Origin of the sequence: Saccharibacter sp. EH611, assembly GCF_009834765.1 — a bacterium.
Taxonomy (GTDB): Bacteria; Pseudomonadota; Alphaproteobacteria; order Acetobacterales; family Acetobacteraceae; genus Saccharibacter.
In genome coordinates this window covers 185,111-197,569 of record NZ_WVHP01000025.1, presented here as the reverse complement: position 1 = coordinate 197,569, position 12,459 = coordinate 185,111, and the positions used below count along the sequence as shown (strand labels likewise).

The following is a 12,459-nucleotide window of genomic DNA, read 5'->3' as shown; positions in this document are numbered from 1 at the left end:
ACGGATTATGACACAGCTTTCTTTCTCTCCTCAGAAAACTGCTTTGCTCTTGATGGATTTCCAGAATTTTATCTTGGACAACTTCATCTCCCCCGAAGCAGCAAAACACGTCACCCAGAAAGCAGAACAGGCCCTCAGCACAGCACGGCAAGCAGGGCTTCCTGTCATTTACGTCACTGTCTCTTTCCGCGCTGGCTATCCTGAGGTGAGCTCACGCAATGCGCTTTTTTCAACCATTCGCGATAATAACCTCGCCCCTGCCAACAGCGACGCCGTCCGTATCCACTCCGCCCTCACACCGCGTGATGATGAACCGGTCATCCGTAAACATCGCGTCAGTGCGTTTACCGGGACAGACCTAGATATGATCCTGCGTGCTCAAGGCATCGAACAGGTCATTCTAGCCGGTGTTGCCACCTCTCATGTGGTGCTCTCAACCTTTAATAGCGCTTTCGATTTGGACTATAGCCCCATGGTTCTGCACGATGCCTGCGCAGATAGTGACGCTGAGGCGCACCGCTTTCTGACCGAGACACTCCTGCCCAAATCCGGCGCAATCTTTTCTGTCCAAGAATTTGAAAAGGCTGTCACTGCGTAAGGAAGTGCTCGACCTTTTTGACTGACAGGATCGCACGAGAAGACAAAGAACATTGCCTTCTTTCCATCAATAGGGCCCATATCTTCATGGGCTCATCAATGTCGAAAATGTCATGACGCTATCCTCTATGAAGGGACTCTTCTCTCATGACAGGCCAACGCTTCTTTTTAACGTGCCTGTGCGGCCTCATCTTATCATTAGCCCCCTCTGCATGGGCTGATAGCCCTAAGGGGTTCGACAAGGCCTCATGCAGCTATAATGGCATCCCGCTGCATGGACGTGTGCAAATTGTCGACAGCTTTCCTGATATCAAGCTGCAAAAAGTCGACGCGTTCCCAGATCTCAAAGTACAAACCGTGGAAAACTTCCCCGACAGTTGCGGGCAATTTCAACTCGTAGACAGCTTCCCCGATCTTAAAATCCAGTATGTCGACGCTTTCCCGGACCTCAAGGTTCAAAGGGTCGCTTCATTCCCCGGCACGAACTAGCGCTCAACGCAGTCGGCTAAAAAGCGCTCCATCGCCTGTCCACGATGGCTGAAACGATTTTTCTCTGTCTCGCTCATCTGGGCAAAGGTACGGGTTTCTCCCTTGGGGATGAAGATCGGGTCATAGCCATGGCCGTGCTCGCCTCGTGCTGGAAAGCTTACCGTGCCGTCGCAACGTCCATGAACCATACGGTAGGTACCATCTGGCCATGCCAGACACAGCACCACGACAAAAGCCGCCCGCGTATCGTCAGAGCCCGCTTCAGCGAGCTCGCGCTCAACACGGCCCATCGCGACCGTCATGTCCCGTTCAGGCCCCGCCCAGCGGGCAGAATACACACCCGGACGATTATCAAGCGCGGCAACACAGAAGCCTGAATCATCAGCCAAAGCCGGCAGCCCCGTCGCGGTCGCAGCGGCGCGCGCTTTAATCAGCGCATTGCCCTCAAAGCTATCAGCATCTTCAACAGGTTCTGGCAGGTTTAGCTCAGCAGCCGAGCGCACCGTGATGCCACTCGTGCCAAGAAGAAGCGCAAACTCGCGCAACTTCCCTGCATTATGGCTTGCTAAAACAATCTCCGCCCCATGAGCGAGGCGGCGGGTTGTGTCTTCGCCGCTCATGACTCTCAGCCTTCCAGCACTTTACGCTGTGCGTCAAAAAGCTCTTTAGTGCCCTTCTGCGCAAGAGAGAAAAGCTCCATAAATTCTTCTGGGCGGAAAGGCTTGTCTTCTGCCGTGCCTTGCACTTCAACAATGCCGCCATCAGCGGTCAGGATGAAGTTTGTATCCGCCTGGGCTGTGCTGTCCTCATCATAATCAAGGTCGAGCACCGCTCCGGCTTTGGTCAGCCCGCAGGACACGGCCGCTACTTGGCCTGTCAATGCTGACGAACGGCCCATGCTTTTAAGCGCCTGAGCCAACGCAACCCATGCCCCCGTGATGGATGCACACCGTGTGCCACCATCCGCATTCAGCACGTCACAATCCAACGTGATGGAACATTCACCCAGCGCTTTAAGATCTACACAGGCACGCAAGGAGCGACCGATCAGGCGCTGAATTTCTTGCGTACGACCAGACTGCTTGCCCTTGGCGGCTTCACGCAAACCGCGCGTATGCGTAGCGCGAGGGAGCATCCCATATTCCGCCGTGACCCAACCTTGGCCTTTCCCGCGCAAAAATGGCGGTACGCGCGTTTCGACCGACGCTGTGCACAGCACCTCCGTCCCGCCAGCACGGATCAGAACCGACCCTTCTGCATGGTGAGAAAAGCCCGGCTCAATAGAGAGTGAGCGAAGTTCATCAACGGCACGACCGGAAGGGCGTTGAGACATAATGGAGGCATCCTTAGGAAAGTTTAATCTTTCCATGACAGTATCACAGCCCCATCCCTCCTCATAGAGGGCGCGGTTTTTCTAAGGAAATGCCCTTAAAGGGCGTCCCGCATGCCACGCGTGCAAGACCGCTTCCCGTCTTTATAAAGCCCGTGTTATGAACATATCATGATGACGCGTTCCTCTCTCCGCCCTGATGGCTCCGCCTCGCCGATCCGCACACCACGCTTTCGCCGTGTGCGTGTTTTCCTTGCGACCGTTTCAGCCTTAGCCGTGATGGGCTTTGGCGGAGCGCTGATTGCTGCTTATGGGTTCTACCTCCATATCAGCTCAGACCTCCCCAGTGTGGACGCGTTGAAGCAGTATCATCCCCCCGTGGTCAGTCGCCTTTATACTGCCGATGACACGCTGATGGCCGAACTTTCTCATGAGCGGCGCATTTACGTGCCCATTAGCGCCATCCCTCCACGGGTGCGGAACGCCTTTATTGCGGCGGAAGATCAAAATTTCTACAGCCATGGCGGGGTAGATTATTTCGCTATTGCACGCGCAGGTTTAACCGACCTCGTCGCCCGCCACGGCAAGCGCCCTTTAGGGGCCTCCACCATTACCCAGCAAGTCGCTAAGGTGATGCTGCTGAACAATAATGTGTTGAGCATTACCCGCAAAGCCCGCGAGGCCCTGCTGGCCATGCGGATGGAACAAGCTCTTCCAAAAGACCGTATTCTCGAAATTTACCTCAACGGCATTTATCTCGGTAACGGGGCTTACGGAGTCGAAGCCGCCGCACAGACCTATTTCAATAAATCGCTCGATCAGCTCAGCGATGCCGAAGCCGCGATGCTGGGCACGCTCCCTAAATCCCCCAGCAATTATAACCCGTTCCTCCACCCCAAAACCGCTCTCTGGCGGCGTAACTGGGTGCTGGATCGGATGAGCGATATTCATATTATCTCTGCTCAAGAAGCTGAAGAGGCCAAGCAAGAACCTTTGGTGCCCCAAACGCGCCGCCGTTTAGGCCCACTTCCCAACTCTGAATGGTTCGCGACCGAAGTCCGCCGCCAACTCATCGCCCGTTATGGAGAGGACCAAACCGCTGAGGGTGGCTTAGATGTCCATACCAGCCTAGACCCGCACCTTCAGCAGGTCAGCACACGCGTTCTGCGCAATGGGCTGATGCAATATGACCGCTCTCATGAAGGCTGGCGCGGCCCCGTTGGCCATCTCATCGACTCACTTCAGTGGGAAGACGATTTGGCTAAAATGAAAGCGCCTTTGGGGATGCTCACCTCATGGCGTCTCGCTGTCGTTCTCTCCCCAACAGGAGAGGTCAGTTGGCTGGAAAATAAACAACCCCACCACGCCACGCTGCGTAAAGAAGACCTGAGCTGGGCCCGCCGTCGTCATCCCCTCACCACCGGTGATGTGGTGATGGTTGAACCGCAAAGCGATCATGACAGCGCCGCCTTGCAGCAAGTCCCCCGTGTGCAGGGCGCAACCGTCACGATGGATGTCCATACAGGCCGTATCTTGGCCATGGTCGGTGGTTGGTCGTTCAAACAAAGCTGGTTTAACCGCGTGACACAGGCCCAACGCCAACCGGGCTCGTCCTTTAAGCCGCTCGTCTATCTCGCCGCGATGGAACGCGATATTTCACCGTCAGAGACCTTTGACGATTCGCCTATTTCCTTCGGTGACTGGCACCCGCAAAATTACGAACATGATAATTGGGGCCCCACAACGCTGCATGATGCTTTGCGCGAAAGCCGCAACCTCGTCACGATCCGCGTTGCCGCCCATCTGGGGATGGATGCAGTCGGTGATATCGCCGTGCGCTCCGGCCTTGTCGATAAAATGCCGCCTTACCTCCCCTCCGCTCTTGGCGCTGTAGAAACAACCGTGCTGCGTGAAGCCGGTGCTTATGCTGCCATTGCGAATGGGGGGCATGTCGTCAACCCAAGCGTGATCGACTATATCCAAAACCCAGACGGGCAGGTCATCTGGCGCGCGCAAGACCCCGCTAAAATGCTCAGCACCGATACAGGAACACCCGTCCTTCATGACACACGCCCTGTGTTGGCCAACCCGCAAAGTGCTTATCAGATGCAAGTCATGATGCGTGATGTCATCCAGCATGGTACCGGCATCCGCGCAGGGATCGGCATTGATCGCCCCATTGCTGGGAAAACAGGCACCAGCCAAGATTACCGCGATGCGTGGTTTGCTGGTTTCTCCCCCGATGTCGTCACCGTTGTGTGGATCGGATATGACACGCCGCAATCCTTGGGGAAAAACGAAACGGGCGGCCATATTGCCGGGCCGATCTGGAATGAGATCATGAAAGCGGTGTTCGCCACCCGCCCACGTCTCGACTTCCCTACCCCTGAGGGGATGACCTTGGCCCATTACGACACAGGTCGTATTCCTGCTATCGATGCGTTCAAACCGGGGCAGATCCCCGGTGCCTCTGTGCCCCTGCACGGCTTTGGCTCTGGCACGCAAGCTCTTACCGCGGCGGATACGGGAGCGGATATGCTGCCCGACTCTGAAAATGACATGCCCGGCAGTACACCCGCACCGGACGGGAACACACCGCTGCCTCCTCCTTCAGCAAACCCATCTGACAGCTCACAGAGCACGCCTAACACGCCCCCACCAAAGAATGGTGGCGAAGGTGGTGACATTGGCGTAGGAGGGCTGTACTAACGCAAGCCTAACGCTAACCTTTATTTTTGGAGAAAGACGGATGTCGGCTGAGACCGAAGCACTCTCCGAGCAGATCAAGCAGTCCGTGGCGCTGCTGAGGAGGCATCTTTGACTGGGATGTCGCCACAACACGCCTTGCCGAACTGAACCATCAGAGCGAAGACCCCGACCTTTGGAATAATCCTGAGGCCGCCCAGAAACTGATGCGCGAGCGCACCATGCTCGCCAATCAGATTGAGGGTGTTCAGCTGATTGAAGAAAGAACGCGCGACACGCTCGACCTTGTCGAACTCGCAGAAATGGAAGACGACACGGCCGTCGTGACGGAGGCCATCGCGACCCTCAAGGAACTCTCCGAAGAGGCCCAGAAGCGTGAGACAGAAAGCCTGCTCTCTGGTGAAGCCGACGGTAATGACTGTTACCTAGAGGTCAATTCTGGTGCGGGTGGCACAGAGGCTCAGGATTGGGCACTCATGATGCTGCGTATGTACACGCGTTGGGCCGAAAAGCACGGCTATAAAGTCACGCTTATGGAAAATAGCGATGGCGAACAAGCTGGGATCAAGTCGGCTACCATCCTCGTCAGTGGCCCCAATGCCTATGGCTGGCTGAAAACAGAAGCCGGTGTGCATCGCCTCGTGCGGATCTCACCTTTTGATGCCGCCGCCCGTCGTCAAACCTCCTTCGCCTCCATCTGGGTGTACCCCGTTGTGGATGACACGATTGAGGTGGAAGTGCTGGATTCTGACCTCCGCGTTGATACATTCCGTGCCTCCGGGGCCGGTGGGCAGCACGTTAACAAGACGGATTCAGCGATCCGTATTACCCATATCCCAACCGGGATCGTGGTGGCTTGCCAAACAGACCGCTCCCAGCACCGTAACCGTGCCACGGCGATGGAAATGCTCCGCGCTCGGCTGTACGAAGCAGAGCTGCAAAAGCGTGAGAACGAAGCCGCAGCAAACGAGGCCGCCAAAACCGATATTGGCTGGGGCCATCAAATCCGCTCTTATGTGCTCGCACCCTATCAGCTGGTCAAAGACCTCCGAACCAATATCGAGAAAACCAATCCAGATGCTGTGCTGGATGGTGACCTAGATGCGTTTATGGCCGCCTCATTGGCCCAACGTGTCAGTGCGACGCGCTCACAAGCCAGTGCTGATGCCCAATAACGCCGCCTGATGAAACGTTATTGCTTTAAGAGGGGTGTAAGGAGATTCTCTTTGCACCCTTCTTTTGTGACATTTTTATGAAGTTTCATTGCGTTCTTGCGCAGTTAAAGAATAAAAAAATAACGCAGATTTCTATCATTATAATGCACAGTCAGAACGTGTTCGAAATGTTAGAAAACTGGGATTTCTTTCCATTTATACGCATTGTCCCCGCTTTTAAAGAAGACGCTCTTTGACTAAAAAAGATATATGATGGCACCCACAACGCTTGACAGAAAAGCCATTGATCGGCCCAACTTGTTCCGTAAATAACCATTTCTTTGCGGTGATTATGGGATCCCCCCTTTTCTGGACCAGACAGGCCCGGTATGAAGGGGAGACCTAGGCAAGTTCCACCGCAGAGCTGGTTTGGGTCAAGACAACACGCAACCTGACCCGCCACGCTGCCCGGCCCTATCATCTAGGCAGGCGCCGGGGCGGACTTAGGGAATAAGGGGTAAGAAGGTTTCGAAATGAAGAGCTACGCCGCCCAGCAACGCAAGCCGACGGACTATATCGTCGCGGTTGTCGTGGCCATTTTGGCCATGGGCGTGGTGGTCTATGCCCTGACGCGCCATCCGTTCAGCAAGTCTGAGCCACCCCACGCACCCATTCAGACGCGCGTCATCAGTGAACCACCACCACCGCCGCCACCTCCACCACCGCCGCCTCCGCCGACGATGGTGCAGCCGCCTCCACCATATATTCCACCGCCAAAGATCAATGTGCCACCACCGCCCAAACCACCCATGCGGCATGTGACACATCAGAAGCCACCGAAGGCACAACCACCGGCCACGTCCCCGACGCCACCGGCCCCAACGGCAGCGCCTTCTAGTGCAGACACGGCGGAAACGGATCACGGCGTCAGTGCAAGCCCGATTAGCAAGCCCCCTCTGAACTACCCAGAGGACGCTGAGTCCGAAAGCCGTGAGGGCTCTGTCACGGCATCGTGTGATATTATGCCAGACGGCCATCCTGCACATTGTAAGGTGATCAGTGTGAAGGGTGGGAGTGACTTTGCAGAAAGCGCAATGGAATTCCTCACAAGCCCACGGCTGCGCTATCAGCCTGCTGTGATTAATGGGCAACCCGTTGTGGAGCATAACCACGTGCTTCATGTGGACTTTAGTTTAGGTGGTGGGAACGAGGAATAACCACCGCCTGCCCCTTCCCACCTCACCATTCGGGAACGTGGAAGGGGCGAGATTTCTTCGCTTTTGCCTTTTCTTAGGCGAAAGATCAGCTTAACTTCGGGAGGGCGGCCAACTCCACAAGCCCCCTTCCAGCGCACCCCTCCACTCAGCGGGTGTCTGACTTTTGACGAGGATATGGGATTCATGACCAGACTGTTCCGCCTTCCTGTAACCCCTGCTTCGCCTAAGGCGCGCACTGTAGGTGGCACCGCTCTTGCGCTTACATTGGCTCTCGTAAGCGTCTCCGCTCCTGCTGCATTTGCACAGGATGCTTCCCAACAACAGACACCGGCCGCTCCACCTGCCGGTGCGACAACCCCGGCTGCCCCTCCTGCTGGAGCCACAACCCCAGCGGCTCCCCCTGCTGGTGCAACAACGCCTGATGCAAATGCACCAGCGCCCTCCAACGGCACGCCTGTTACCGCAACCCCAGTGAGCGACAAGCCTGCCGAGGGTGACAAACCTGCTGATAAAGCCCCTGCTGAGAACCCTTATGGCCTCAAGGCTTTGTGGAAAAATGGTGACGTGATCGCCCGTGGCGTTCTACTCATCATGGCGATTATGTCTTTGGGCACATGGATCATTCTGGTTACGAAATTCATTGAGCAAGCCCGCCTCTTCAAAGCAGCGCGTGATGCCGGCCATACATTCTGGAACCAGAAGTCTGTTCAGGAAGGCACTAAGAAGCTTAAGGCTGAATCCCCTTTCCGTTACATTGCTGAAACAGGTATCGCTGCTGCTCAACACCATGAAGGGTCTATGCGGGATTCGATTGATCTGCCGTCATGGATCGCCATGTCCATCCAGCGTTCCATTGAGACGGTCAATACACGCCTCCAAGGCGGGCTGGCCTTCTTGGGAACGGTGGGCTCCACCTCTCCATTTATTGGTCTGTTCGGAACCGTGTGGGGTATTTACCACGCACTGACAGCTATCGGTATTGCTGGCCAAGCCTCCATCGACAAAGTGGCAGGCCCAGTCGGTGAATCCCTCATTATGACGGCCATCGGTCTGGCAACCGCTGTTCCAGCTGTGTTGGGCTACAACCTGCTCGTCCGCCGCAACAAAGGGGCTATGGATCGCGTGCGTAACTTCGGGTCTGACATTCACTCCATTTTGATTGGTGGCTATCGTCACGGTTCTGTGGCGCTTGACGTTGGTAAAAGCGACGCTGCACCAACCACCACAACCACCAGCCAGCGAGTCTAAGAATATGGCTATGAACGTCGGAGGAAGTGGCGGTGACGACGAAGTGGTGTCGGCGATTAACACCACGCCACTCGTCGACGTCATGTTGGTGCTGCTCATCATCTTCTTGATCACCATCCCTGTTGCCACTCATACGGTGAAGGTGAAATTGCCGGTTGACCATAACCAACCGACACACACCAAACCGGGCAATGTCGTCTTGGCGATTACTGCTGATGGACAGACCTACTGGAACACGACACCGCTACGGAGCCGTGAGGAGCTGCTCAACCGCCTCGTTGAGGCGGCTCGCCAAACACCACAGCCTCAGATCCAGATCCGAGGGGATGGTGCGGCAAAATATATGGCTGTCGGCCAAGCCGTAGCCGCCTGTCAGGAAGCCGGTATTGCCCATATCGACTTCATTACAGAACAGCCCCACGACGCAAACTAAGCAGAAGGGCGAGAGAGACCACATGCTCTCGCCCTTCCATCCCTCTTTCTCATGCTCTACCCCACCGATAGGGCATGCGCTTTCTGGAGACTGCCTTATGGCTATGAGTGTTGGCTCTGACAGCACCCATGAAGACGAAGGTATCGTCGATATCAACACCACGCCTTTGATTGACGTGATGTTGGTGCTGTTGATTATGCTCATCATCACCATCCCGTTGCAGACACATTCTGTTTCGATTGATCTGCCTCATGGGAACCCGCCTCCCTCCAGCGTGCAATCACCAATTGTGACGATTGCCGTCAGCTATGATAATTCCATCCTCTGGAATGGCTCTCCGATTACATCAGAAGAGTCCCTGCAAGCGCACTTGCGCAATGCTGTTTCCGGCCCTGAAGATGGACAGCCTGAAGTGCATATCCATCCAGACCGTCTTGCAAGTTATAAGACGGTGGCGCATGTGATGGCAGATGCTCAGCGTCTTGGCGTCACCAAGCTGGGTATTGTCGGCCTGGATCAATTCATGGAAGGACAATAAACCAATGGCCTCCTCTCCCTTCACGATCTCTCGTACAGTATTGATGGCGAGCGCCTTTGGTCTGGCCGCATTTGTCGCACCACACCATGCTCCCTTTAACGGGGGAGGGGCACTGGTCTCTACGGCTTATGCTGAGGATGCTCTCGGCCAAGACGTCGGCGGTCATCTGCAACAAGCTCAAAAAGCACTCTCAGCCCACAATCTTAGCCAAGCGATGGAGGCTGTAGATGCTGCTGATGCCGTCAAAAACAAAAGCAGCTACGAAGCCTATGTGATTGCGCAAATGCGCGCTGCCGTTGCCGCGCAATCTGGCAATGCATCAGCGGCTCTCAAGGCCTATGATGTCTTGATCAATAGCGCCCGCACGCCTGCCGCTTCTAAAAAGCAGATGCTCATGGCGCAAGCGAGCATGGCCTATAGTGCGCGTGACTATGCCAGTGCGGCTAAAGCAGCAGCGCGCTATACCCATGATTACGGGGCCGACCCGCAGATGCAGACCCTGCTCGTGCAGTGCTATTATCTTCAGCAAGACTGGAAGGGCACGATTGCCGCTGTCCGCGGGATTATCGCAGCAGACCAAAAGGCTAAGCGCACCCCTGCCGAAAGCCAGCTTCAAATGATGGCAACGGCCTATGGCAATTTACGTGACCTCCCCGGCCAAACCAACGCTTATGTGCAGCTGGTAAAATATTATCCACGCACGCAATATTGGCAGATCCTGATCCATAATCTGGTCAGCGATCAATCATTATCACCACGCTTAGTCTTTAACCTTCAGCGTTTGCGGCTCGCCACGGGTGTGCTCACCAACCCTTCCGACTTTCAGGACATGGCAGAACGAGCTGTGCAAATGGGCCTACCGCAACTGGCACTTAACCTTCTCAATGAAGGCTACAATCGCCATCTTCTCGGCACAGGCCCTGCAGCTGGATCACAGGAGCATTTCCGCTCTTTTGTCGCTCAACAGGCTGCAAAAACGCGTAACGAGCTCCCTGCTGCAGTACAAGAAGCCGGACGCACACCAACAGCCGGGCCATCTCTTACCGCTGGGTATAACCTGATCCTCAATGGTCAAGTTGACCAAGGACTGGCGCTCATCCAGCAAGGGCAAGAGAAGAAACCGCGCTTCCCCGACATTGCCCAGCTTGAGAAAGGGATGGCGTTGATTGATGCAGGCCGTAAGGCAGACGCTGTAACGCTTCTAAGCGCTATGAATGGCGATGGTGTCGTCAATGACCTCGCCCAGCTCTGGGCTGTGTATCTCCGCAGTGCAGCCGCACGCTAACGCGCCGCGCTAGCTCGTACGCGCACCGCATTCAGAACGCACGTCTCGCATAGTTGGGACGTGCGTTTTTTATATCACAGCGTTTATTTCCAGACCTCAATAAACCCACACAGTCAGCCATCATTCACATATGACAGAGTAAGCTCGTTCCACAGGCATCTTTAGAAACCCATAAGGCCGGCATGAAGACACCTGCCCTTCATCCCCTTCAAAAGCTCAACTGTTCTTATATTTTGATAAAAACCATGTCTCTGACTGCTACACGGCATAATCTATCGTATTTACCATGATAGCGAGCAATACATGCCTGCCTCACACAAAAGTCACATATGGGATCAAATCACATTCATAAGGTCTATTTATTCTCGACAAAAATCTAAAGAAATTTTATCTCACAGTTATTCCATCATGACGGAAAAAGACCTCTGTGACGATAAACCGCCATTTTCTTCTTAACCTCACTTTGTGCGTCGTACTCACCGCCATGAGTGGATGTACCTCTATCGGTACTAAATTTCGTCCAGAACATGTTGAATGGGCCCGTGCGCAAGGGAAGGCCACTCTCACTGTGCGCGGCTACATGACCGGCACGAGCAAAATCAAAATACCGTGCAATACATCCCCCGCCAAGGCGATCCTCATGCCAGATGACCCTTATTACAGAGGGTGGATCCGTGCGATGAATTCTTTCCACATAGGCTTCCCTGCTACTCTATCAACGAAAGCAGAGGCACTTCTTCGACAAAGCCCCTGGACAGGACGCTGCATCTTTACCTTTAAAAACGTTCCTCCCGGCCCATGGCTGGTCATGATCACGATGCATGAAACCATCGTCCGCGAGATCCACTCCACAGGGTTTGGCGGCTCCGTCTCATTCCCAGCTGTCATCCCTGATCTCGCCTACGCTCCCCTCACCATTACCTCAAGCGATACGGTTATACGCAAAAATATTGTGATGGATTATAGCAAGCGCACAGATATTGGCCTCTTTAAATTTCGCAAGCGCGCCACCCTAAGTGACGTCGAGGAATGGACACCACCCGAAAAAACACCCATTACTCCTCCCAAACAGAGCCCTTTTCACAGTACCCAGTCGCTCTTTAACGGACAGTAATCGTTTTGACCGTCACCTCTTTAGGGAGTGCTTCAAAGGGGCGCCCATAAACCAACATAAGCTTGCCCGTCCCGCGCTTCACGGCTTTGAGATAAAGCACTTCCTGCTCTGGGCAGCCAACAGCACCGTGGCAATCCCGACCGGGCTGGCGCTCCATCCCGACAAGCACAGCTGTTTGGGGAAGAGTTTTGACCATCCAGCTTGCACCTGTGGAAAATTGCGCGGGTAATGTCAGGGTGAAAAGAGCCTGAGGACGGACAGTGAGGTCGCTGCGCTCCTGAGCATAACTCAGCAAAGGAAGAAGTAACGCGATCAATGCAAAACATATCTTCATATCAGACCTTCTCC

Annotated in this window: 13 protein-coding genes; 10 read left to right on the top strand and 3 right to left on the bottom strand. The window is 54.8% G+C overall.

The window, feature by feature from the left end; translation table 11 throughout:
• Nucleotides 1-7 precede the first annotated feature (7 nt).
• Nucleotides 8-598 carry a cysteine hydrolase family protein gene (locus GS535_RS10525; protein ID WP_202401662.1) on the top strand — a complete coding sequence of 197 codons (591 nt, stop codon included), beginning with the start codon at nt 8-10 and terminating at the stop codon, nt 596-598.
• Nucleotides 599-744: 146 nt separating this feature from the next.
• Nucleotides 745-1,086 (top strand): hypothetical protein, encoded by a 342-nt coding sequence (locus GS535_RS10520; protein ID WP_160792706.1) that lies wholly within the window; start codon nt 745-747, stop codon nt 1,084-1,086.
• Here the strand turns inward: GS535_RS10520 and rdgB are convergent.
• Both rdgB and rph read right to left on the bottom strand, forming a co-directional pair.
• Entirely contained in the window at nt 1,083-1,706 is a 624-nt protein-coding gene (gene rdgB, locus GS535_RS10515) for an RdgB/HAM1 family non-canonical purine NTP pyrophosphatase (protein WP_160792707.1), read from the bottom strand. The two genes, GS535_RS10520 and rdgB, sit on opposite strands and share 4 nt — an antisense overlap.
• Before the next feature lie 5 nt (nt 1,707-1,711).
• Complete coding sequence (gene rph / locus GS535_RS10510) at nt 1,712-2,419, bottom strand: ribonuclease PH (protein ID WP_160792708.1); 708 nt, start codon at nt 2,417-2,419, stop codon at nt 1,712-1,714.
• Between the two features lie 171 nt (nt 2,420-2,590).
• On the opposite strand from rph, the gene GS535_RS10505 reads away from it, so the two are divergent.
• From GS535_RS10505 to GS535_RS10470, 8 genes are all read left to right on the top strand, one after another.
• Nucleotides 2,591-5,125, top strand: coding sequence for a penicillin-binding protein 1A (locus GS535_RS10505; RefSeq protein WP_202401674.1), 2,535 nt, complete (start codon nt 2,591-2,593; stop codon nt 5,123-5,125).
• A 40-nt stretch (nt 5,126-5,165) separates the two neighbouring features.
• Nucleotides 5,166-6,297, top strand: a protein-coding gene (gene prfB, locus GS535_RS10500) for a peptide chain release factor 2 (protein WP_160792709.1) whose coding sequence is annotated in 2 segments (ribosomal slippage) — nt 5,166-5,234 and nt 5,236-6,297 — 1,131 coding nt in all. Because the reading frame shifts where the segments join, the coding sequence is not laid out codon by codon here.
• Nucleotides 6,298-6,809: 512 nt separating this feature from the next.
• Nucleotides 6,810-7,493: an energy transducer TonB gene (locus tag GS535_RS11230; protein ID WP_160792710.1), complete on the top strand. Its 684-nt coding sequence runs from the start codon at nt 6,810-6,812 to the stop codon at nt 7,491-7,493.
• 183 nt (nt 7,494-7,676) lie between these two features.
• Complete coding sequence (locus GS535_RS10490) at nt 7,677-8,741, top strand: MotA/TolQ/ExbB proton channel family protein (RefSeq protein ID WP_160792711.1); 1,065 nt, start codon at nt 7,677-7,679, stop codon at nt 8,739-8,741.
• Nucleotides 8,742-8,745: 4 nt separating this feature from the next.
• A complete protein-coding gene (locus GS535_RS10485) occupies nt 8,746-9,174 on the top strand; it encodes a biopolymer transporter ExbD (protein ID WP_160792712.1) in 429 nt (142 codons plus the stop codon).
• A 97-nt stretch (nt 9,175-9,271) separates the two neighbouring features.
• Nucleotides 9,272-9,712 (top strand): biopolymer transporter ExbD, encoded by a 441-nt coding sequence (locus tag GS535_RS10480; protein WP_160792713.1) that lies wholly within the window; start codon nt 9,272-9,274, stop codon nt 9,710-9,712.
• Nucleotides 9,713-9,716: 4 nt separating this feature from the next.
• Nucleotides 9,717-10,997 carry a hypothetical protein gene (locus tag GS535_RS10475; protein WP_160792714.1) on the top strand — a complete coding sequence of 427 codons (1,281 nt, stop codon included), beginning with the start codon at nt 9,717-9,719 and terminating at the stop codon, nt 10,995-10,997.
• 427 nt (nt 10,998-11,424) lie between these two features.
• Complete coding sequence (locus GS535_RS10470; protein ID WP_160792715.1) at nt 11,425-12,111, top strand: hypothetical protein; 687 nt, start codon at nt 11,425-11,427, stop codon at nt 12,109-12,111.
• Here GS535_RS10470 and GS535_RS10465 read toward each other — a convergent pair.
• The gene (locus GS535_RS10465; RefSeq protein WP_160792716.1) at nt 12,098-12,445 is read right to left on the bottom strand and encodes a protease inhibitor I42 family protein; all 348 of its coding nucleotides are present in this window, start codon (nt 12,443-12,445) and stop codon (nt 12,098-12,100) included. The two genes, GS535_RS10470 and GS535_RS10465, sit on opposite strands and share 14 nt — an antisense overlap.
• Between the last annotated feature and the right edge of the window lie 14 nt (nt 12,446-12,459).